Consider the following 23,376-nt stretch of genomic DNA (forward strand, 5'->3'; position numbering starts at 1 on the left):
TTTACAGTGTTTGGAATTACTATAAAGATACTGATAATCAGCTACTTAACCTTATTTTTTATGTTAAACTTTGTTATATAAAACATTGAATATTAATTAGTTAATTGAATATTTACCGAACTATTGATACATGCTTATCATTTTTTATGAACGGATGCTATCCGTTCTTGTTGGTAGGTGGTATACTTTTCGATTGAAATGTGGGGTACTTTTTGATTAATATATACAGTAAGCAACTTTATCGAAAGCAAACTGAAGCTAATCGTCAACAAAGAGAAAAGTCAGGTTTGCGAAGTGAATCAAACCAACTTCTTAGGCTACACCATACAAAAAGATGGGAACCTAAGCATAGCAAAGAAGAGTATCGAGCGCTTTAAAGAAAAGGTACGCAGTATAACCAAGCGAAACAGAGGAGTGAAATTCGAGCAAGTAATTGTCGAACTAATACCCGTTATGCATGGTTGGCTGAACTACTTTCGGCATGCACGGTGTAAAAGTCTGTTGAAAACACTTGATTCCTGGATTCGGAGGAAACTGCGATGTTACAGGTTAAAGCAATGTAAACGGACGATAACACTACAACAGTTTCTCAAAAGCAGAGGAGTTGAAACATGGCAAAGTTGGATTTTGGCACTTTCGGGCAAGGGACATTGGCGCAAATCGGGTTGCCCGCAAATGCACCAAGCCCTAAGCAAGAAATGGTTTGACGAGATAGGCTTGTACAATCTCACATTAAATTATGAGAAGTTAAACAATTAAAAGAAACCGCCGTGTGCGAGAGCATGCACGGTGGTGTGAGAGGGCGGGGGAGTAATCCCCCTACCTACTCGATTTAATTCTTACCCTACTCTCTTATTCGGCAGAAATCAATTCTTCAATCGCCGGCAAAAGAATCTCGAAAAAAAATGTCATAATATTGTCACATAAATTCGTAATTTTGCGGTTCACAACCAATAATTCGATTTTCTCGTCATGGATAGCCAAACAAAGCAACCACTTGTCGTTTACAATACGCTAACGCGAAAAAAAGAACTTTTCGAACCCATTCATCCGCCTCTTGTCGGGATGTATGTCTGCGGCCCAACCGTTTACAGCGATATTCATTTGGGCAATTGCCGCACCTTCATTTCGTTCGATACTATTTACCGATATCTGCTCCATATCGGCTACAAGGTGCGCTATGTGCGCAACATCACCGATGCCGGCCATCTGGAAGGCGATCGCGACGAAGGCGATGACAAGTTTGCAAAAAAAGCCAAACTTGAACAGCTGGAGCCGATGGAAATCGTTCAAAAATATACCATCGGTTTTCATCATGTCCTCGAAGCTTTCAACACGTTGCCGCCGAGTATCGAGCCTACTGCCACCGGACACATCATCGAACAGATCGAAATGATTCGGGAAATTCTGAAAAGTGGCTATGCCTACGAAGTGAACGGATCGGTATATTTCGATGTCGAGAAATACAGCCAAAAATACGATTACGGTATTCTCACCAATCGCAAACTCGAAGATCTGCTCGAAGGCACACGCGAGTTGGGCGGACAGGACGAAAAACGAGGCCGACTCGACTTTGCCCTTTGGATAAAAGCAAAACCCGAAACGCTGATGAAATGGCCTTCTCCTTGGGGTTGGGGATTTCCCGGATGGCATATCGAGTGTTCGGCGATGAGCACCAAATATCTGGGACAGACTTTCGATATTCATGGAGGCGGAATGGATCTGCAGGCCACCCACCATACCAACGAAATTGCGCAATCGGAAGCTTGCAATCATGTACAACCCGTCAAATACTGGATGCACACCAATATGCTGACGGTGAACGGCGCTCGCATGTCAAAAACGGCCGGCAACGGATTCCTCCCGCAGGAATTGTTCACCGGCAATCACCCGCTGCTCGAACGCGGCTATTCGCCCATGACTGTTCGGTTTTTCATGGCTCAATCGCACTATCGCAGCACACTCGACTTCAGCAACGAGGCATTGCAGGCCGCCGAAAAGGGATATAAACGACTGATGGAAGGTCTTTCGAACCTGCAGCGCATTCAGCCTTCGAGTTCATCGTCCGTTAACGTGGCGGCTCTTCGGGAAAACTGCTATGCAGCCATGAACGACGATTTCAACACGCCAGTGCTCATTTCGCATCTGTTCGAAGGGGCACGCATTATCAATGCTACGATCGACGGCAAGGAGAGATTGTCGGCTGCCGATCTCGAACTGCTGCAACATGTGATGAAAACATTTGTTTTCGATGTTTTGGGGCTTCTCGACGAAACAAAAGCCGATGCGAAGAGTCACGTAGTGGACGGATTGATGAAACTCATCCTCGAAATCAGAAGCGAAGCTCGTGCTAAAAAAGACTGGGCTACATCCGACAAGATTCGCGACAATCTGAAAGCCATCGGCATCGAAATAAAAGACGGGAAAGACGGCACCGACTGGAAATTCATCTGATTCAATAATCCTTAAGCAGACTCACAGATGCAGATCGTCATTTCGCCTGCCAAACTAATGAATTTTGAAGGGAATATTCCCTCTATGGGAACTTCATATCCACTTTTTCCCGAAAAAACGGCCACACTGGTAGAAATCTGTCGCCAACTATCGGAACGTGAAATTATTGCGAAAATGAAAGTAAACACAACCATTGCTCACCATGTGTACGAATATTTTCAAACCTTCGATTTCGAGAGTACGCCCCGACGAGCGGCCGCCCTTGCCTACAACGGCATTGCTTATAAGGGATTGAATGCGGTTGATTTTTCGAAAGAGGATTACGATTTTGCGCAGCAACACCTCAACATTCTTTCGGCACTTTATGGTATGCTGCGTCCATTCGACGAAATCAAGCCCTACCGCCTCGAAATGCACCGAAAAATCGTGCCCGCCGGCTGCAAAAGTCTCTACGACTATTGGGAAGATTCGCTCAACGATTACCTGAGCCGCAAACTCGATAAAGACGATAAAATCGTCATCGACGTTTCGTCGTCCGAGTACGGGAAGATTCTTAATCCGAAAATACTGCCACGGAGAACACGCATCATTTCCATGAATTTTCTTCAGCATCAGGGCAACAATTTCAAACAGATTGTGGTACATACGAAAAAGGCGCGAGGAATGCTTTCGCGTTTTATTATCAAAAATAAAATTTATCGACTCGAAGATGTGAAAGCGTTCGACAGTGAAGGGTACTTTTTTTATCAAAAACTCTCATCTTCAAATGAATGGTTTTTTGTACGTTAAAATAAACGACCGAACATGAAAGAAACGAACAGAGCCACTTTTACTTCGAAAATCGGAATGATTGCAGCAGCTGCTGGATCAGCAGTTGGGTTGGGAAATATTTGGCGCTTCCCGAGTATGACAGCAGATGGTGGCGGAGCAGTGTTTATTTTGGTTTATATTGGATGCGTGCTTTTCTTCGGCATCCCGGTGATGGTTGCCGAATTCATCATCGGACGATCTTCCAAAGCAAACACTACCGGCGCTTTTCACATTTTAGCCCCGAACACGTCATGGAAGTGGGTGGGCCGACTTGGAGTATTAACGGGGTTTGTGATTATGGGTTTTTATATGGTTGTGTGCGGTTGGACGCTCGAATATATCTGGCAGTCGGTTAGTGGAAAACTGGCAACAGTTACAGACTTCTCGGCAAATTTTGCAGCGCTGCAGCAGGATCATCTCAAGCAGACGCTTTTGATGACGGGATTTGCTGCGTTGACCCTTTTGTTTACACTTTCGGGAGTGAGAAAAGGAGTTGAAAAATCATCAAAAATATTTATGCCGACACTCTTTCTACTGCTTATTTTGCTCGGTATCCGTTCTGTTACGTTGCCCGGTGCGATCAATGGTCTTGAATTTTTGTTCAAGCCCAATATGGAGCATGTAAAATCGACCGTTTTTCTGGATGCAATGGGACAGGCATTTTTCTCCCTTTCGCTCGGGATGGGTTGCATGATTACATACGGATCATATTTTTCCGATAGTTCTAATTTGACGAAAACGGCCATCCAGGTTTCGGTTCTTGATATGTTTGTAGCTATTCTCGCGGGAATCGTCATTTTTCCTTCGGCTTTTGCGTTAACGTCCAATCCGGATACTATTCTTGACGATTTGATAAATGGTGGACCGGGATTATTATTCATTACTCTGCCTCAACTCTTTAATGAGATTCCCCTTTCGATGCTTTGGTCTTCCTTATTTTTCATTCTGCTTGCCATCGCAGCTATCACTTCCACCATTTCGCTGCTTGAAGTTGTCACGATTTACATCCAAGAAGAATATAAACGTACGAGACACGAATCAGCTGTTCTCGTCGCCATCGGGGTTCTCGTTTTAGGCACTGTTTCATCGTTCTCTCCAAAGTTTTTTGGTTTGCTCGATTCTGTTTCTGCGGAGTGGATGCTTCCCATCGGAGGATTCTTCATATCACTTTTTGTAGGCTGGTATCTTGACGAAAAATTGGTTTACGCCCAATTAACAAACGAAGGAAAAGAAAAATTCGGAATCAAATTTTTAAAGGGTTATCGTTTCATTCTGAAATATTTGGCCCCACTTGCCATACTTGCTATTTTTGTGTATGGACTGATCGGATGAATAAGAACAAACAGATGTATTGCAAAATAATAAAGATCAGGGTAGAAAAAAGGTGAAGACAAATGAAAGTTGATAAAAGGAGAAAATCTGCTTGCCGTTGAGAATGAAAAATAGTACTTTTGTTGAAAATAGGTTGATAACGACAAATGCAGTTTAAGGTTACACCTCCCGAAAAAATAGAAACGTCCATTGAGTTGCCGTCTTCAAAGAGTGTCAGCAACCGATTGTTAATTCTTAACGCTCTAAGTTGCAGTGAACACCCAATCGAAAATCTTTCTAAATGTGAGGATACTCAGGTCATCATTGATGCTTTCAATTCGGACTCAAACGTTTTTGATGTGAAAGGAGCGGGCACGGCTATGCGCTTTCTAACGGCTTTTCTTGCCACGACGGAAGGAGAATGGATTATCAAGGGAAATGCTCGTATGCACGAACGCCCCATCTATCCGCTGGTGGAAACATTGGGAGTACTGGGCTCCGAAATAGAATATCTGGAGAAAAAAGGATATCCGCCCCTAAAAATAAGAGGGAAACGACTCGAAGGAGGCGAAGTATATCTCTCAGGTAACATGAGTTCTCAATTCACCTCTGCGCTTTTGATGATAGCTCCGACAATGAACAATGGGCTAACCATTCATCTCGAAAACGAGATCGTTTCTAAGCCCTACGTTCAGCTTACTCTTGGATTGATGGAGGCCTATGGTATAAAATCCAAATGGGAAGGCAATAACATCACGATCAAACATCAGCAATACGTTCCAACATCAATTCGAGTTGAAAGTGACTGGTCGGCCGCCTCATACTGGTATTCGATCGTTGCCCTGATGCCCGATGCCCGAATCACGTTGCTCGGATTAGAGAAAAACAGTTTGCAGGGAGATTCGAACCTTCACAATCTTTTTGCGGACTTGGGCGTTTATACCGAATTTGTGCCTGAAGGCGTAATTCTAAAAAAGAAAAAAATCTCGACAAAAAAATTTTTTCATGATTTCTCAAATGAACCCGATATAGCGCAAACATTTGCAGTAACTTGTTGTTTACTGAACGTTCCTTTTTTATTTTCGGGAGTTCAAACGCTCAAAATTAAGGAAACCGACAGAATTGAAGCGTTAAAAAAAGAACTTTTGAAACTCGGTTTTGTTATAAAAGAATCCGAAAATCGACTGATGGAATGGGACGGCGAACGATGCTCTCCGGCCAACGAACCGGTAATAGAAACTTACAACGATCACAGAATGGCAATGTCATTTGCACCGGCATGCATTCCTCTGGGGTCTATTACGATTAACGAACCGGAGGTCGTATCCAAATCCTATCCCAACTTTTGGGAAGATTTAAAATCGGCAGGATTTAAAATTAGGGAGATAGAAAATAAATGAACAGTCTGTTTTTATTTTTGGGAATCATGGCTTTTTTTGTAGTAGCGCTCACATTTTGGAACGCTCTGCAGAGAAGAAAAGGCAACACGAAAGAAAAAAAATCGACTCCTCCACTCGTTGACGGTGGCTGTTGCGGAATGCACGAAGTGTGTGAACGCGACAGTTTGATTGCGGCTTTTACGAAAGAACCGGAATATTTTGACGATGAAGAACTCGACAATTTTGCAGGAAAAGATTCATCGGACTACACAGAAGACGAGGTTGACGAATTCCGAGAAATATTCTATACGCTTCTCGATGAAGATAAACCGCGATGGGTTCGGAGCTTACAGGTTCGCGGCATTCAAGTTCCCGACCAGCTGAAAGACGAAATTCTCATGGTCGTAAATGACATGAGAATGCAAAAGATGCACGCATAATTTTTTATTGAATGGACATTATCGAACTTTTCGATTATGCCTTTTTTCGCAATGCGATTTGGGGTAGCTTATTCGCAAGCATTGCAACAGGAATCGTCGGCGTGTACGTGGTTTCGCGACGACTCGTTTTTATTAGCGGCGGCATTACGCACGCCTCGTTTGGGGGATTGGGCATAGGATTCTTCTTCGGAATCAATCCGCTGACCTCTGCTATGATTTTTTCGGCTTTATCGGCTTTCGGCATAAAATGGATGTCCGATAAGCAAGGCGTGCGGGAGGATTCGGCGATTGCTGTCTTTTGGTCACTGGGAATGGCGGTGGGCATCATTCTCACTTTTCTCACACCGGGATATGCACCTAATCTTTCGGAATATTTGTTCGGAAACATTCTGACGATTACCCGAACCGATATTTTTGTCCTCATCGTGCTTGCCCTAATTCTTACACTTTTCTTCATCATTTTCTTTCGTGCCATCGTTTCGGTATCTTTCGATACGGAGTTTGCAAAAACGCGCCACGTCCCAACAAAGTTTATCGAATACACCATGATGCTGTTCATTGCCGTCACGATTGTGCTCAGCATCCGTTTGGTAGGCATCGTTCTGCTCATGTCGCTCATCACCGTCCCGCAAATGACCGCCAATCTTTTCACCGTGAATTATTCCAAAATGATCATTCTCTCATCCATTATCAGTTTTGTGGGATGTGTAGCAGGATTGTTTCTTTCGTATTTTCTGAATGTGCCTTCCGGTGCTTTTATCATTTTTGTGTTGATTCTTTTGTTTTTTCTGGGAAAGGTCGCAAAGGCTTTTATCGGAAAGTCGTCAAATTGATTGTGAATAAATCTATTCGAATCATTCTTTTATTTATCTTTTTCTTATTTTCGCTTTTTGTAAGGATTCTCGAATTCAGGCCACAAATTTATATATAATGCGAATCAGTATTTAAAAAATCAGATAAATGAAAGCGATGGCAATTTTGCCCATCGTATGAACAAGTAACCCTTTAGTAGATCTTACTTTTTGTGCTCTTTGAATAGTTGTTTTTTCGTTCAGCCGGTTGAAGAATGACTCTATGGGTTGCCTGATTTTGGAAACAGCCGTAGAGAACAAGTCGTTATAAGCTTTTGGCGCTGCCTTTCCTGTTCGGCTTGTCCCTTAATTGCCTTGACAGGAGTATACATTTCAATATTCCGGTTTTGTTTTTTATCATCGTTGAAGTATTCAAAATCAGAGTATATCTTGTCTCCAAAAATTACGGTATCGGAGATATAATCACCCCGGGCCTGTTTAAAAACCGTCAGATCATTATCTTCGGCAGAAGTGACCATCAAGGATTTCGGAAAGGGGATTGTTCCCTCCCTGCGCAGGGTCAGCGCATGAAGTTTCAACCCGTAACAATACATATTCTTTGTTGAGCAATATCCCCTGGCGGTTATTTCCCGGGCCACTTTTCCTTGCCTGTTCCTACCCGCACAAGTTATTATGGGAAGGGAATCGACAAGGGATATGCCCTTGTTGCAATCAGCCGGAATGAATGAAGATATCAATCTTGTGGATAATACCCGAAAGGCTTCATTAAGACGGTTTAATCTGAGATTAAAGGTCTGGTATGAAGGTAATTTGGGAAACCATGAGGAAAGATATTCTGATGCAAAATTGTATATATCCCTGATTCGGAAATACTTTTGACAGTGTCCTGCAAACAGGTAAATTGTCATTATTTCCCGATCTGTGAAAGCGGGATTGGAATTATTGCTGTATCTTTGGCAATAATATTTCAATTCCCGGTCGTATAAATCACATATATACATATAAATCTGTATCAGTTTAAACTCTTTCTCGCTGGGAATCATACTTGAAAAATAATGGGTTTTTATTCTTATAAGTTAATGATTATAAGCTTATTGAGCAAATATTCGGCGCATTTATTTTATTGATTTTAAATACTTTAACTATATAAACTCGCAATCAGTTTCAACTACTGATTCGCATGAATAATGCACTTGCTGCTTAACTCTATATCGGGTTAAAAACTACGGCAAAAAACGATTATTTGTGCAAAATGTGTAATTTTGGAACAAATTAAACGAATAAGGACAAGATGTCAAAAAGAAACTTGCCGGTATTGGGAGGGGTTATTCCCGCTTTAATTACCCGGAGAGCGATTGGACGAATCAATGCCGTACTGACTGCCACTGTAAAGAATTTGAAGGGAATGCCGGGAAAAAGCGAAGAAGGTTTTTTTGGCTGATTTTTCGGTTACTCTTTCAATAAAACTTTCAACAACACTTTTATAACTTCTCTGCCCAAAAATAGACTTTTAAGGAATTGACTAAATAAATAGCCTCAAACCATGCAAAAGATACCATTAATTTTATTATTTCTTTTTACATTATTTTTCACAGAATCATGCGATAGTAAACACCAAAATGAAAAATATACTATAGGATTTTCTCAGTGTATGATGGATGACGTTTGGAGACAAGCGATGATGATAGAAATGAATATAGAAGCATCTAATTATGAGAATTTGGAAATAATTGTGCGAGACGCAGAAGAAAACAATCAAAAACAAATCGATCAAATAAAAGAATTGATACGAAAAAAAGTTGATGTATTAATAATCTCTCCAAACGAATCTGACGAGATAACACCCATTGCCGTCGAAGCCTATAAGGCAGGAATCCCTACAATTATTTTGGATAGGAAAATAAACTCCGATGAATATACTACATACATAGGAGGAGATAGCTATGAAATAGGGAAAATGGCAGGAACTTATGCAAGTTCTTTATTACCAAAAGAAGCAACTATACTCGAAGTTTGGGGTACTAAATCTACTTCGCCGGCTCAAGAACGTCACAAAGGATTTATGGATGGATTAGATAAAAATAAGAACTTTACTATTTTGTCGATAGAAGGTAAATGGAGAAAAGAAATAGCCTATACGGAAGCAAGGAATTTTTTTAATTCTATAAATATAAATAATATAGATCTTGTCTATGCTCATAATGACGTAATGGCTTTAGGAGTAAGAGAGGCCATAATAGAAAAAGATTCCACTCTTATATCGAACATTAAGATATTGGGTGTTGACGGAGCATTCGGGAAAGATGCCGGACTAGAAGCTGTCTCTGATGGAAGATTAGATGCTTCATTTTTATATCCCACAGGCGGAGATTTGGCAATCAGGATAGCTATGAAAATTTTAAAGGGGGAACCGGTTGATAAAAAATACATTTTAGATACAGCTTTAATTGACAAACATACCGCTAAAACTTTATTGCTTCAATCCAACCAACTGATTAATTATCAAAATAAGATTGAACAACAACGTAAAAGCATGGAGGTTATTTTAAATAGGTTTAGTGGTCTACGGCATTCCTTATTTATTATTCTTGTTTTAATGAGCATCATTATTGCTTTTACCATTTACATCTTTTTTATCAACAAAAAAATTGAGAAAAGCAATGCTCAATTAAAACTTAAGAATGAAGAAACCGAAAAGCAAAAACATGAGCTTATTCAACTAAATGAAATGATACAAGAAGTAACAAACCAAAAAGTACGGTTTTTTATGAATATATCTCATGAAATAAGGACTCCTCTAACATTAATTGTAAGCCCCTTGGAAAAATGGATAAAAAACACCTCTAGTTCTCCTTTATATGACGATTTACTAAAAATGAAAAGAAACACGGACAGATTAATTTGTCTGATAAATCAACTTCTTGATTTCAAGAAAATCGAAAGCAACACGAGCACCCTCGATACAAAAAATACCGACATAGTAGCTCTAACAACTTCGGCAAAAAACCTTTTCGACGATTTAGCTGAAAAGAAAAATATTACTTATTCGTTCACGTCAAATACTACATCTGAGTATTTGTTTTTAGATCCCGATAAAATCGATAAAGTTCTGGTAAATCTTTTGTCGAATGCCTTTAAATTTACGAAAGAAGGAGGTACTATTTCCGTCAACTTAAGTAAAAATAACGATACGATATCTATTTCGATAACCGATAACGGATGCGGAATAGAAAAAGATAAACAGTCCCTAATTTTTGAACGTTTTTATACTACAAAAAATAACAACAATACGGGAACAGGAATCGGATTGCACTTGGCTCAAGAATTTGTAAAAATGCATGGAGGAAAAATCACCGTGGAAAGTGTGCCGGAAATGTCAACAACATTTACGGTGCAATTACCCATTGCTCAAGAAAATAGTGCAGATATTATCTTTAAAGATCAAAATAATATTTATGAAGTTGCCGATATAATTACGTCGAACTCGTCCTCTGTAGATGAAATTCTCAACAAAAAATATAATTATACTATACTGATTGTTGAAGATGATCCTGATATAATGGAATATCTTTCCTCCGAACTTTCTGATAATCTGAAAATTGTTACCGCGACCAACGGATTGGAAGCATTAAATATCCTCAACAAGAACGATGAGATTTCGCTCGTTCTTAGTGATGTACTGATGCCGGAAACAAATGGATTTACGCTGTGTAAAACAATAAAATCAACACCTGAATTATCCTATATACCTGTTATTTTATTAACAGCTTTAACTGAAGAAAATCAACGCATTTTTGGGATTGCAGAAGGGGCAGACGATTATATCCCAAAACCATTTAATATCGATTATGTAAAAATCAAAATTATTAAATTGCTCGAAAACCGAAAGCAATTGCAACACAAATTTATGCAAGATATAAAAATCGGCAAAATACCAATTGTTGATTCAACCATCGAAATAGAAACGTCCGATAAGATTTTCATACAAAAATTTGCATCGTTAATAGCCTCCAAATTTAACGATCCCGCTATATCTATTGAAAAAATAAGTAAAGAATTAGGAGTTTCTCGAGTACACCTCCAACGAAAAGTAAAAGAAATCACAGGTTATAATCCAATAGACTATTTACGAAATTTCAGGCTGGCAAAAGCAATCGAATTATTTGAGAGTAGTCATCTTTCAATCAGTGAAGTTGCTTATGAAACAGGGTTTTCCTCACCTGCTTATTTTTCTAAATGTTTTAAGGACGCTTTCAACGTAACACCTTCTGAATATATCAAAGACAAGTAATAGGGATTCTTTTAATTTTGTAACATTTCTGTATCTTTATTGATATAGAAAAGTTTTTTATTCTTGTATTTTACAAGATTTATCGCATTTGTTACTTTTTTTATCGTCTAGTTATCCTATTAAATATAATATCGCATTCGAAAATCTAACCCAATAAATATTTTAATATGGATAAAATTCAAAAAATTAAATGGTGCATAATTTTTTTTATGCTACTCGGTTTGGGGCAGTTAATTTATGCTCAACAACAAACTGTGATGATTAAAGGAATGATTGTGGATGAGAATAATGAACCTATTATCGGTGCAACAATTCTTGAAAAAGGTACCAATAACGGAACGATTTCGGATTATAATGGAAATTTTACATTAAATGTAAATCCCGGAAGTACAGTTCAAATTAGTTATGTAGGCTATGATAATCTTGAATTTAAGGCAAATAGTATTCCTGAAATAATCATAATGAAAGAAAGTTCGCTGGCGTTATCTGAAGTTGTTGTTACAGGTTATACAACACAAAGGAAAGCCGATTTGACGGGTGCAGTTGCAGTAGTCAAAGTTGATCAATTAAAGTCGAGTCCAACAGGAAATTCGATGAGGGCGCTCCAAGGAAAAGTTCCGGGTATGCGAATTAATCTCTCGGGTTCTCCTGATCCATGGAGTACAGTTAGGATACGCGGAGAGGGAACCCTAAACAATAATGATCCATTATATATTATTGATGGTACACCTACAACTCGGTCTATGTCCGAATTGGCTTCTATGGATATCGAATCGATTCAAGTATTAAAAGATGCTTCGTCCGCTTCGATATATGGCGCGCGGGCTGCAAACGGTGTTATTATCATTACCACTCGGAAAGGTAAAAAAGGAAAATTAACGGTAGATTTTAATACTTCCCATACTTTAGTCAGCAGCGCAAAGCCCTATGACCTGATGAATACAAAACAACGCGGCATCGCACAATTCTGGGCAATTGTTAACGATAATCCGAATGCAGATCCTAACGAGGTCGGGATTGCTCAATTATATCAATACAAATATCATAAAGATGAAGAGGGGTACTTTGTTTTGGATGACGTCACCTGGCGCGAATGGCTTGATCCGGAAACGAAAACCATGAGATCAGCCGATACAGATTGGCAAAAAGAAGTATTGAGAACAGGTTATATTCAGCAATATAATGTTACACTTTCTTCAGGCTCTGATAGAGGAAATGCTCTTTTTGCTCTTGATTATTATGATAATAAAGGAACGGTCAAGGAGGATTTATTCAGACGGATAAATGCACGGATTAATTCTGACTATTCTTGGTTGGACAATCGAGTTAAAATCGGAGAAAACTTTACAGTATCTCAGTGGAGAAGCATGCCGAATATCGGAGACGGTATATTGGGCGCATGTAGATCAATCATGTCCATAGTTCCTGTACATACAGAAGATGGGGGATGGGGAGGACCCATAGGAGGCATGAGTGACCGTCAGAATCCGGTTCGTTTGATTGAAGATAACCGTCAAAATCATGACGATCATTTACGATTGTTTGGTAATGCTTTCTTAAATATCCAATTGATGAAAGGACTTACGTTTAATTCCAATTTCGGATTGGATTTGGTAGGCTATTGGCGAAGAAACATGGATTTAAGGTATAAATCGGGATTTTTAAGCGAGGATAAAAATAAAGTCACAAATTGGGCAAATTATACTTTTAGTTGGAATAACAGCAACGTTCTGCAATATGTATTTAATATAGGGAAAAACAATTTCGATATAATGGGAGGTCAAGAAACCATTTCAAATGATTATAATGATATATGGGCAAGCAGAAGAGTCTTTGCATTAGAAACAACCGACTATATGTATCTGAATGCAGGTGAACAAGAAAAAGACAACGGTGGAGGTGCTGCCATGAACAGGATGATTTCATGGTTCGGAAAAATGAATTACAATTACGACAACCGATACTTGGCCTCTTTTACTTTACGTCGCGATGCCTCATCCGTATTCGGCGAAAATAAGCGATGGGCAACATTCCCTGCTTTCTCCGTTGGATGGGTTTTAAGTAGCGAAAAGTTTCTGGAAAATTTTTTATCGGGTTTTTCGCACCTGAAACTTCGATACGGTTGGGGGCAAAACGGCAACTCTCAAATTGATAATTATGCACATTTTCAGATGTACGAATATCTCTATGACAGCAATAACGTTTGGGACTGGAACTGGGGAACGGCTTACGACATCACCGGTCAAGCAGGAACTTTACCGGCTGGTTTCAGACGTATCCAAAGGGGAAATCCAAATTTAAAATGGGAAAGCACGTCGCAACACAATTTCGGATTAGATTTTGTAATTCTTGATTCAAGACTTACCGGTTCATTTGATTATTATTTAAAATATACGCGAGATATTTTAATGAAACCCGGTTATGTTGCAACATTAGGCGAAGGTGCGGGGATGTGGTTAAACGGAGCAGATATTGACAATAAAGGTTTTGAAATTAATCTTGATTATAATCAAAAGATTAAAGATGTACATTTCAATATCGGCGGCATCCTGTCACATAACCGAAATACTATTGTAAAGGTTCCCGAACAAGTAATAAACAACTTTCCCGGAGATGGCATGGAAGATAATATCCTGGGACGTTCAAGATATTCGTTATACGGGTATGTTGCCGATGGGCTCTTTCAATCGCAGGAAGAAGTCGAGAATCATGCAACACAAGTTGGAGCAGCACCAGGCCGAATCCGTTATAAAGATTTGAATGGGGACAAGACAATAGACAGCAAAGATCGCACATGGATAGGCGATGAAAATCCAGATTTCGAATTCGGCGTAACAATGGGTCTTGAATGGAATAATTTTGACTTCAGTTTATTTCTCAACGGTATTTTAGGTAAAGACCTAAACGTTTCCGGTTGGAAAAGTTGGACCGATTTTTATTTCTTGGGCACAGTTGGCGAAAATTACGGAACAAGACTTTTGAATGCCTGGACCCCTAAAAATAACAAATCGACAATACCCGCTCTTTCTGTCAACAACTATAATGACGAAGGTCGTTTTTCAACCTACTTTGTCGAAAGTGGATCTTTCATGAAAATTAAAAATATGGAATTAGGATATACACTGCCCGGTAATCTGGCAAATTCGTTAAAAATCCAACACAGCAGAATATTTCTGAGAGCGGATAATGTTTTAACGATAAAGAAAACCCGGGGTGATGATGCTTATACCGGCCTTGATCCCGAAACACCCGGGAACACCTATCCCTTACCCTTTTCACTGACAATGGGTTTAAATATTACTTTCTGATAACAACAGTTCGGTATTTTTTTAAAGAATCACTCCTAACCGCCTGATTATTAGCAATGAAGAACTCTTTTAAAATATACAACCTAATCAATTGATTACGTGATTATTAAGTAAAAATTTACCGACCCATTATGATAATTAATTAAAAAAAAATAAATATGAAAATAAAAATAACAAAACTCGCTCTTGGTCTTGCTTTAATTTTCTTCTTTTCTTGTGAATCCATGCTTGACCAAAATCCTCAAGGAATAGTAGCATCGGACGAGTTAAATGCTCCTGACAAAGTGGAGCAAATGATAATCGCTGCATATTCGTTCTGTGGACAAAATAATTTCAACAAACAAATGGGAATGCCTTACGCCGAAGGTTCGTGCAGAGGAGGAGAAGCTTACAAGGGAGGAGCAGGAACAAATGATCTTGCAGAACAAAATTTATGGGAAACATTTACCTATATGGAACCCACAACAACCGGTGAGCTTGATAATCTATGGTGGGTTCATTATGTAGCAGTTGGAAGAGTTCACGATGCATTAAGAAGGGTACAAAATTTAAGTGAAGAAGAATTTCCCCTGAAAAAACAACGGATTGCCGAATTACGTTTTTTGCGCGGACATATCTACATGTATATGAAATTGTGCTTCAAGTTTTTCCCTTATATCGACGAAAATACTCCTGAAGAAGAATATGACAAAATAAGCAATGATGAATTAAGTAATGAAGAACTGTGGCAAAAACTCATAGACGATTTCAGATATGGCGTTGAAAATCTTCCTGAAAAACAAGAGGAAGTGGGACGCCCCACCAAATATGCTGCAGAAGCATATCTCGCCAAAGCTTTACTCTTCTCGGCTTACGAACAGGATGAGAACCACAATGTAATAAACATCAATAAAGAAAAACTTACAGAGGTGGCGAATTTATGTAAAGACATTATCGATTATTCGGGAAAAAGTTTATTCCCCGATTTCGCACAAAACTTCCTTTGTGAATATGAAAATGGGCAGGAATCCATTTGGGCAATACAATATTCAGCCAATAATGATGGTTCACCCACAGGGCGTCTAAATTCATGGCTTGTTTGCCCAATGAATCCGGAATATGGTTGTTGCGGTTTTTTGCAACCCTCGACTAATATGATGAATCGTTACAAAACGGTTAACGGTTTACCCGATTTTGATAACTTCAATTCCGGAATCAGGCTCGACAATAAGGATGCAATTGTTTCAACTCCAAGTGACCCTCGTTTATTGCATACGGCGTGTGTTCCCGGTTTACCTTGGAAATATGATCCGGATTTCATAATGGAAAAAAGCTGGGTACGTCAACCGGAAGTTTACGGATATACGATGAGCCAAAAATTAATCGTTTTGCCGGATTGTCCATGTTTCAGGAAAACTAATCCTTTTATGGGAGCCGCTTTAAATTGGGATGTGCTGCGATTGGATGAAGTTATGTTATGGAGGGCTGAAGCATTGATCCAACTTGGAACAGGTTTGGATGAGGCATTGACTCTAATCAATAAAATACGTGAACGAGCCGCTAACAGTACGGGAAGATTGAAATTTTCAGATGGATCTCCTACCGGTAATTTCAGCGTTGAACCTTACAAACCGGGAATAAATTGTCCTGCGTGGAATAAAGATTTTGCATTCAAAGCTTTACAATGGGAGCGTCATTTAGAATTTTCCACGGAAGGCAAATGGTTTTTCGACTTGGTAAGATGGGGAATTGCCGAAGAATTCATGAACGAATATTTTGAAGTCGAAAAAACACGATATACCTATCTGAAGGATGCAAAATTCACGAAAGGACGAGACGAATACTTTCCGATTCCACAACAACAAATCAGCTACGTAAAAGGGATCTATAAACAAAATCCGGGATATTGATTTTCAGTGTCGAACTTGGAAATTTTCAAGTATCTTTAATCGAAATTTGTGTATGCCGGCAGCATTTAACTTTAGTTCGAAGGCTCGAATGTTGCCGGCCATACAAAATTAACAAGGAATTGTGCATATCTTTAATTATTTAATTGCGAAGACAATCATGAAGTATCGTTTTGCTATCGTTTTAGCTATATTGATTTCATCGAAAGTACTTGGTCAATGAATTGAAAAAGAATTTTTCGCTTCGGCATCGAACTGCTTATTGACAAAACATCGATTGAATGTTATATCGACAAGGGAAAACTTTTTATATTGGAAGCATTAAATAAATCAACAAAAAATGACGGGCTTCGACTGGAATGAGACATTAAGATTCATTACCTGGAAGTAGATGAAATGGAATCAATCTGGGAATAATGAAATTGAACTTTTTCAAGTATGGTTGAAAGTGAATTGCAATGCACCATGTTGCACGGCAAAAGGAAATCAGCCACTCTAAGGGGGAAATAAAGATTCTTCTTATTAACTTTAAATTGGAATATTTATGAGACCATGCAGCATAAAATTTATAAAATTGACAGATAAAGACGTATTGTTTTGAATTTCAAAAATTAAATCGATAATAAGCATTAAAAATATGAAAGTAAATTATTTTTTTCTGATTTTCATCGTATTCCTATTTTCGGGATGCAAAAACAGTCGGCCAAAAGAAGAGGGGAATATGCTTTTCCAAGAAAAACATCGTCCGCAGGTACATTTTTCACCGGCGAAAAATTGGATGAACGATCCAAATGGATTGGTTTATCATAACGGAGAATATCATCTTTTTTATCAACATTATCCCGAGAAACCTTTTTGGGGTCCTATGCATTGGGGACATGCCGTAAGCAGGGATCTTGTGCATTGGGAACATTTGCCTATAGCTCTTTATCCCGACAGTTTGGGATACATTTTTTCGGGGAGTGCCGTTGTGGACTTTCAGAATACGTCGGGTTTTGGGAGTGAGGACAACCCTCCGCTCATCGCTTTTTTTACGTATCACGATCCTGTTGCCGCCGAAGAAGGACGCAGAAACGAAACGCAATCGCAAGCCGTTGCTTACAGCACGGATAATGGTCGGTCATGGACAAAATACGCACATAATCCGGTGATAAAAAATCCGGGAATCCCCGATTTTCGGGATCCGAAAGTAATATGGCATGAAGAAACCCAAAAATGGGTTATGAGTATCGCTGCCGGCCAAGTCATTCAATTTTATACTTCCCCAAATTGCATCGATTGGACTTACAGCGGCGAATTCGGAGAAGGGAAAGGCTCTCATGAAGGTGTGTGGGAATGTCCCGATCTTTTCCCTTTAAAGGTAAAAAATACGGATGAAACAAAATGGGTATTGATCGTGAACGTTAATCCGGGTGCTCCTGCAGGAGGTTCGGGCACGCAATATTTTGTAGGCGAATTCGACGGGCGATGTTTCGAAAGCGATCAGGAGGTGACATTATGGATGGACTATGGAAAAGACAATTATGCCGGCGTGACATGGAACAATGCACCGGAGGAGAGGAGGATTTTGATCGGATGGATGAATAATTGGCAGTATGCCAATGAAGTTCCCACGGAAGGATGGAGAGGTGCGGCGACTTTTCCGCGCGAATTGGGTCTTGAAAAAGTGGGTAACCGATATCTGCTGACATCTGATCCTGTACAGGAAATTGAAAAAATATATGGGAAGAAAGTGAATTTAAATAAAATGATGATTTCGGGCACGGAATCTATCTCGGACAAGATTCCTTTTCCAAAAGCTCCAATAGAAATCACGTTAACTTTTAATTTGGCAAATAAGACAAAAATGGGTTTTCCAAATAAATACGGCATCACCCTAAAAAATTCCAAAGGGGAATATTACACTGTTGGATATGACAACATCGACAGGTGTTTTTATGCAGACAGAACCCGTGCGACAGGCGAAAATTTTTCTTCTTCATTTCCTTCCCTGCATTTTGCTCCGTACATTGTTCGTGAGCCCGAGATAACCTGGCGCATGATTATCGATGTTTCCTCGGTAGAGCTGTTTGCGGCTGATGGCAAAGCGGTTATTAGCGATCTGGTGTTTCCGTCGGATATTTTTGACGAAATCGAATTGTTTGCCGAAAACGGACGTATAGAAGTAAGCCAAGGAACTGTTAGAAAATTAAAATCGATCTGGAAATAATCGACAAAAAGAAATATGAGCAAAAAACCTGTTATCATCGGAATTGGCGAACTGCTGTGGGACATGTTGCCAACAGGGAAGAAAGCCGGCGGAGCACCCATTAATTTTGTGTATCACGCCTCGCGGCTTGGAGCCGAAAGTTACGCTATCAGCGCGGTCGGCAACGATGCTTTGGGTGACGAAATTATGTCGGAAATCGACAAAATCGGCATTCATTACCTCATTGAGCGCATCGATTTTCCTACCGGAACAGTGGAAGTGGAACTTAAAAATGGCATTCCCAACTACATCATCAACGAAGGCGTGGCGTGGGATCATATTCCGCTAACGGAAGCGATGAAAGATTTGGCGAAAAAAGCCGATGCCGTTTGTTTCGGCACGCTCGCACAACGTCATCCCGATTCGCGTCATACGATTCAAACCATTCTCTCGCTGGTTCCCGAAAAGGCTTTTCGCATTCTCGATATCAACATCCGTCAGCACTACTATTCCAAGGAATTGATCGAAACATCGCTTCAGCAGAGCAATATTCTGAAAATAAACGACGAAGAACTGCTGCTGCTAAAGGAACTGTTCGGAAAACAAACGGCAACGGACGATGAAATGTGCAAAGAGCTTATCGAAAAGTATCATCTGAAATATCTGATTCTGACGGCCGGAGCTTCATACAGCAAGATCTTTACGCCCGAAACGAGTTCCCGTATCTTAACACCGAAGGTGGAAGTTGCCGATACAGTGGGTGCCGGCGATGCTTTCACGGGAGCTTTCATTTCGTCGGTTATCGACGGAAAATCGCTCGTCGAATCCCATCAGGCGGCCGTGGACAGAGCCGCTCTCGTTTGTACCCGACCCGGAGCGTGGGTCAACGAATAAAATCCGATTCTAAAACAATTTTATCATTCATAACAACCTAACCCGATGAACAACAAAAACACCCTTACGCAATTGATCTCCGTCATGCTTGCCTTTTTCACGATGGGATTCGTAGATTTGGTAGGCATAGCCACGAATTATATCAAAAGCGATTTCGCCCTCAACGACACGATGGCAAACTTAATGCCCTCGATGGTTTTTCTGTGGTTTTTAATTTTTTCGGTTCCTACCGGAATGTTAATGAATCGGATTGGCCGTCGCAAAACGGTGTTGCTTAGCATTGTAGTAACGATCATGGCACTTCTCGTTCCACTTCTCCATTACAGTTTTGCCATGATGCTCATTGCCTTCTCGTTACTCGGAATTGGCAACACGCTGATGCAGGTTTCCCTCAATCCGCTGGTTTCGAATATTGTTAGCGGCGACAGGCTTGCAAGCACACTCACTTTCGGACAATTTGTAAAGGCGATCGCCTCGTTTCTCGCACCCATCCTCGCAGCATGGGCAGTTATTCGGTTTGGCGACTGGAAAATGTTGTTCCCGATTTTTGCCGTTATTGCCCTCATAGCCGTTATTGCGCTCAACTTTACCAAGGTTAAGGAAATGCCCGTAGAACATCAATCCACGTTCGGCGAATGCTTGGCATTGTTGAAGGACTCATCGATCTTGATGCTGTTTCTGGGAATCATGATGCACGTGGGCATTGATGTAGGCGTAAATACTACTGCGCCCAAACTTCTGATCGAGCGTACAGGCATGGCACTTGCACAAGCCGGATATGCCACAAGCATATATTTTTTGTTTCGAACCGTTGGGTCATTAAGTGGCGCATTTATTTTAGCCAAATATTCATCAAAGACATTTTTCCTGGTCAGCATCACGATGATCGGACTGGCAATCCTCGGACTGTTTTTTGTGCAGGGAGCAATCGCCATCTATTTCTGCATCGCATTGATAGGGTTCGGAAATTCTAATATTTTCTCCATCATGTTCTCGCAAGCATTGCTCCATCTACCTTCGCGAAACAACGAAATTTCGGGTTTGATGATCATGGGACTTGCTGGTGGCGCTATTTTCCCGTTGCTAATGGGCATCGTTTCCGACGCACTGAAAAGTCAAATCGGTGCCGTGATTGTTTTGATGCTTTGTCTGTCCTATTTGGCATTTCTATCGCCTCGCATCAAGGACAGCAACAAAGTTGCCGAATGAAAAGTGATAGTGGCAGGATTATTTTCGGGATCTTTGTCATCCGATGTTGCATTAAAAAAGGACAAATTTTAGAGGTATTTATTCGAAACTTATTGTATCTTTACGACATATTGAAAGAAGAACTTATTGATCTGTTGTCAACTAAGATGTGTTGAATTATTGGTGGCAAAGGTTGATTTTCTAAAAAAATTTAATCATTAATTAAGGAGGCGTTATTATGGCGGACATTATTAAGAATGCAGTTTTGGCAGGAATTGGATTGATGTCGTTGACACACGAAAAAGCCGAAGAATTCGCAAAAGAACTCATTAAACGAGGAGAACTATCCGAAAACGATAAGTCCAAGTTTGTGAAAGATGCGCTGGATCAATCGGAAAAAGCCAAAACAGAAATCGGTGAAAAAATCGAAAAGACGGTTGAAACGATTATGTCGAAAATGAACATCCCTACGCGGAAAGAATTTGACGAACTAAAAAGTATGGTGGAAGAATTGTCCCGAAAAACAAATAAGACAGAATAAAACCTTTATAAAACCGAATCAATGCCGAATACATACCCACAGGTAGGTTTGAGTTTTCGAAGCAATTTCGACAAGGTAAAACGAAGCCGCCAGATCATTTCGGTTTTCATGAAATTCGGTCTTGATTATCTTTTTGACGTTTCTCGGATTAATTTTATTTCCAAAATACGAAAACGACAGAAAGGTTATCAAAAATTATCGCATGCCGAAAGACTTCGCCTCGCTTTGGAAGAGTTGGGCCCGACTTTTATCAAGTTTGGTCAAATACTGAGCACACGCCCCGATTTTATTCCTGCCGAATATATTTGCGAATTGGAGAAACTTCAAGACAAAGTCTTACCGGTAGATAGTTTTCAGATTGAAAAATGTATAGAGACAGAACTCAACAGACCTTTATCCGACATATTTAAGGAATTTGATGCTAAACCGGTTGCTTCCGCTTCTTTAAGTCAGGTACACAAAGCGGTTTTACACAACGGTGAAGTAGTAGCTCTGAAGATACAGAAGCCAGGCATCCGAAACACCATCGAATTGGACATGGCTATTCTGGAGAATTTGGCTGAATCGTTGGAAAAGCAGCTCCAGAAGACCCCTTTCAGCAACCCAAAAGCCGCTGTTACTGAAATCAAAAGAACAATCAGAAAAGAATTGGACTTTTTAAACGAGGCCCACAATTTCGATAAATTCAGAAAAAATTTTAAAGGAGTTGATTATGTGAAAGTTCCGAAAATCTATTGGGACTTAAGCACTGAGAAACTGCTGACAATGGAATTTATTGAAGGAGTTAAGATCAACGAGATAACTCAAGATAAATACAAAGATCTCTTCGATCCAAAAAAAGTTGCCAACCAAGCGGCTGAAGCGCTTCTGAAGCAAATCCTACTCGACGGCTTCTTCCATGCCGACCCTCATCCGGGTAACCTTTTCATTCAACCTCCGTCAACCATTGTCATGCTTGATGTGGGAATGACGGGACATCTCGATAAAAGAACCATCATCATCATTGCAAAGATTTTACGTGCAGCCAACAAAAAAGATTATTCCCGCATCATCAGGGGATTTGAGGAATTGGGAATGGTTGTACAGAAAATCGATAAGCTATCGCTCCGTCAGGATTTGGACGAACTACTCGAAGTATATTCCGATCGTCCTTTCAAAACGATCAGCATGATGCGGCTCAATCAACAGATTTTAGAGGTTATGAATCGACACCGGATGTCAGTTCCTTCCAATATGGTAATGATGCTCCGCACCATGTCGATTGCCGAAGCAATCGGTAAACAATTGGAGCCCGATTTCGATTTGTTCACCCTCGTACAACCATTTGTCAGAAAAGTATTTCTCAACATTAATTCCCCTCAAAACTGGAAAAATCGAAGCACAATCATGATCGATGAAAGTGCACAACTTATTGAACATCTGCCACACAATTTATCTGAATTGCTCAGAAAACTGAGGGATGGACAATTTGAAGTAAAACTCGAGCATCACAACCTGGAAAATCTTACCCGTGAGATGAAAGGTTCAAGCAACCGCATTTCGGCAAGCCTGATTATTGCGGCACTTATCGTAGGATCTTCCCTGATTTTGCAACAAGGAATTGGTCCTCTGGTCTCGAATATTTCCATTTTAGGGATTATCGGTTATATTCTTGCAGGAATCTTGGGATTGGGACTTCTCGTTGCTATTTTACGATCGAGTCGAAAAAAATAAATTCTTTTCTCTTTTTTGCCCGAAGATAAAAATTACAATCGATATAATTATCTAATATTCAGAAGTATATTTTCATTCTTAATTTTTGTCAAAGTCATTTCAACAAGTATGGCGGCAATCCGCACATATCGATAACGACAGCGTCGAAGTTTATTCAAAAA

The 23,376-nt window shown here is 40.0% G+C and carries 16 protein-coding genes and 1 pseudogene; 16 read left to right on the forward strand and 1 reads right to left on the reverse strand.

Annotated features, from left to right (window positions below):
* Nucleotides 1-294: 294 nt before the first annotated feature.
* The 7 genes and pseudogenes from EJN84_RS12575 to EJN84_RS11515 all read left to right on the forward strand — a co-directional run.
* Nucleotides 295-558 (forward strand): annotated as a pseudogene (locus EJN84_RS12575) (group II intron maturase-specific domain-containing protein); the annotation flags it as partial.
* Nucleotides 559-972: 414 nt separating this feature from the next.
* Entirely contained in the window at nt 973-2,454 is a 1,482-nt protein-coding gene (gene cysS / locus EJN84_RS11490) for a cysteine--tRNA ligase (protein WP_129595560.1), read from the forward strand.
* Between the two features lie 27 nt (nt 2,455-2,481).
* Nucleotides 2,482-3,243, forward strand: coding sequence for a YaaA family protein (locus tag EJN84_RS11495; protein ID WP_129595561.1), 762 nt, complete (start codon nt 2,482-2,484; stop codon nt 3,241-3,243).
* Nucleotides 3,244-3,258: 15 nt separating this feature from the next.
* Complete coding sequence (locus EJN84_RS11500) at nt 3,259-4,596, forward strand: sodium-dependent transporter (RefSeq protein ID WP_129595562.1); 1,338 nt, start codon at nt 3,259-3,261, stop codon at nt 4,594-4,596.
* 146 nt (nt 4,597-4,742) lie between these two features.
* Nucleotides 4,743-5,975 (forward strand): 3-phosphoshikimate 1-carboxyvinyltransferase, encoded by a 1,233-nt coding sequence (locus tag EJN84_RS11505; RefSeq protein WP_129595563.1) that lies wholly within the window; start codon nt 4,743-4,745, stop codon nt 5,973-5,975.
* On the forward strand, nt 5,972-6,394 hold the full coding sequence (locus tag EJN84_RS11510; protein WP_129595564.1) for a phospholipase: 423 nt from the start codon (nt 5,972-5,974) through the stop codon (nt 6,392-6,394). The genes EJN84_RS11505 and EJN84_RS11510 overlap by 4 nt, the downstream gene beginning before the upstream one ends.
* Nucleotides 6,395-6,414: 20 nt before the next feature.
* Nucleotides 6,415-7,227 (forward strand): metal ABC transporter permease, encoded by an 813-nt coding sequence (locus tag EJN84_RS11515; RefSeq protein ID WP_165004318.1) that lies wholly within the window; start codon nt 6,415-6,417, stop codon nt 7,225-7,227.
* 239 nt (nt 7,228-7,466) lie between these two features.
* Here EJN84_RS11515 and EJN84_RS11520 read toward each other — a convergent pair whose 3' ends face one another.
* Nucleotides 7,467-8,249, reverse strand: coding sequence for a transposase (locus EJN84_RS11520; protein ID WP_317125867.1), 783 nt, complete (start codon nt 8,247-8,249; stop codon nt 7,467-7,469).
* Nucleotides 8,250-8,497: 248 nt separating this feature from the next.
* Between EJN84_RS11520 and EJN84_RS12300 the strand changes: the two genes are divergently transcribed.
* The 9 genes from EJN84_RS12300 (at nt 8,498) to EJN84_RS11560 (ending at nt 23,215) form a co-directional block, all read left to right on the forward strand.
* Nucleotides 8,498-8,647, forward strand: a complete 150-nt coding sequence (locus tag EJN84_RS12300; protein WP_165004315.1) for a hypothetical protein — start codon at nt 8,498-8,500, stop codon at nt 8,645-8,647.
* A 102-nt stretch (nt 8,648-8,749) separates the two neighbouring features.
* A complete protein-coding gene (locus tag EJN84_RS11525; protein ID WP_238944013.1) occupies nt 8,750-11,497 on the forward strand; it encodes a substrate-binding domain-containing protein in 2,748 nt (915 codons plus the stop codon).
* A 167-nt stretch (nt 11,498-11,664) separates the two neighbouring features.
* The gene (locus EJN84_RS11530) at nt 11,665-14,805 is read left to right on the forward strand and encodes a SusC/RagA family TonB-linked outer membrane protein (RefSeq protein ID WP_129595566.1); all 3,141 of its coding nucleotides are present in this window, start codon (nt 11,665-11,667) and stop codon (nt 14,803-14,805) included.
* Between the two features lie 158 nt (nt 14,806-14,963).
* Nucleotides 14,964-16,694, forward strand: coding sequence for a RagB/SusD family nutrient uptake outer membrane protein (locus tag EJN84_RS11535; protein ID WP_101486497.1), 1,731 nt, complete (start codon nt 14,964-14,966; stop codon nt 16,692-16,694).
* 634 nt (nt 16,695-17,328) lie between these two features.
* On the forward strand, nt 17,329-18,900 hold the full coding sequence (locus EJN84_RS11540; RefSeq protein WP_129595567.1) for a glycoside hydrolase family 32 protein: 1,572 nt from the start codon (nt 17,329-17,331) through the stop codon (nt 18,898-18,900).
* A gap of 15 nt (nt 18,901-18,915) precedes the next feature.
* A complete protein-coding gene (locus tag EJN84_RS11545; RefSeq protein WP_129595568.1) occupies nt 18,916-19,773 on the forward strand; it encodes a carbohydrate kinase family protein in 858 nt (285 codons plus the stop codon).
* A 45-nt stretch (nt 19,774-19,818) separates the two neighbouring features.
* Complete coding sequence (locus tag EJN84_RS11550) at nt 19,819-20,982, forward strand: MFS transporter (RefSeq protein WP_129595569.1); 1,164 nt, start codon at nt 19,819-19,821, stop codon at nt 20,980-20,982.
* A 217-nt stretch (nt 20,983-21,199) separates the two neighbouring features.
* On the forward strand, nt 21,200-21,502 hold the full coding sequence (locus EJN84_RS11555; RefSeq protein WP_129595570.1) for a phasin family protein: 303 nt from the start codon (nt 21,200-21,202) through the stop codon (nt 21,500-21,502).
* 21 nt (nt 21,503-21,523) lie between these two features.
* Nucleotides 21,524-23,215 (forward strand): ABC1 kinase family protein, encoded by a 1,692-nt coding sequence (locus EJN84_RS11560; protein WP_129595571.1) that lies wholly within the window; start codon nt 21,524-21,526, stop codon nt 23,213-23,215.
* Nucleotides 23,216-23,376 lie beyond the last annotated feature (161 nt).

Origin of the sequence: Seramator thermalis, assembly GCF_004138125.1 — a bacterium.
Lineage (GTDB): Bacteria > Bacteroidota > Bacteroidia > Bacteroidales > Dysgonomonadaceae > Seramator > Seramator thermalis.

What these genes read in the sequence shown, in the direction of transcription:
- cysS (WP_129595560.1), top strand. Translation starts at nt 973, where the DNA reads ATGGATAGCCAAACAAAGCAACCACTTGTCGTTTACAATACGCTAACG.
- EJN84_RS11495 (WP_129595561.1), top strand. Translation starts at nt 2,482, where the DNA reads ATGCAGATCGTCATTTCGCCTGCCAAACTAATGAATTTTGAAGGGAAT.
- EJN84_RS11500 (WP_129595562.1), top strand. Translation starts at nt 3,259, where the DNA reads ATGAAAGAAACGAACAGAGCCACTTTTACTTCGAAAATCGGAATGATT.
- EJN84_RS11505 (WP_129595563.1), top strand. Translation starts at nt 4,743, where the DNA reads ATGCAGTTTAAGGTTACACCTCCCGAAAAAATAGAAACGTCCATTGAG.
- EJN84_RS11510 (WP_129595564.1), top strand. Translation starts at nt 5,972, where the DNA reads ATGAACAGTCTGTTTTTATTTTTGGGAATCATGGCTTTTTTTGTAGTA.
- EJN84_RS11520 (WP_317125867.1), bottom strand. Translation starts at nt 8,249, where the DNA reads ATGATTCCCAGCGAGAAAGAGTTTAAACTGATACAGATTTATATGTAT.
- EJN84_RS12300 (WP_165004315.1), top strand. Translation starts at nt 8,498, where the DNA reads ATGTCAAAAAGAAACTTGCCGGTATTGGGAGGGGTTATTCCCGCTTTA.
- EJN84_RS11525 (WP_238944013.1), top strand. Translation starts at nt 8,750, where the DNA reads ATGCAAAAGATACCATTAATTTTATTATTTCTTTTTACATTATTTTTC.
- EJN84_RS11530 (WP_129595566.1), top strand. Translation starts at nt 11,665, where the DNA reads ATGGATAAAATTCAAAAAATTAAATGGTGCATAATTTTTTTTATGCTA.
- EJN84_RS11535 (WP_101486497.1), top strand. Translation starts at nt 14,964, where the DNA reads ATGAAAATAAAAATAACAAAACTCGCTCTTGGTCTTGCTTTAATTTTC.
- EJN84_RS11540 (WP_129595567.1), top strand. Translation starts at nt 17,329, where the DNA reads ATGAAAGTAAATTATTTTTTTCTGATTTTCATCGTATTCCTATTTTCG.
- EJN84_RS11545 (WP_129595568.1), top strand. Translation starts at nt 18,916, where the DNA reads ATGAGCAAAAAACCTGTTATCATCGGAATTGGCGAACTGCTGTGGGAC.
- EJN84_RS11550 (WP_129595569.1), top strand. Translation starts at nt 19,819, where the DNA reads ATGAACAACAAAAACACCCTTACGCAATTGATCTCCGTCATGCTTGCC.
- EJN84_RS11555 (WP_129595570.1), top strand. Translation starts at nt 21,200, where the DNA reads ATGGCGGACATTATTAAGAATGCAGTTTTGGCAGGAATTGGATTGATG.
- EJN84_RS11560 (WP_129595571.1), top strand. Translation starts at nt 21,524, where the DNA reads ATGCCGAATACATACCCACAGGTAGGTTTGAGTTTTCGAAGCAATTTC.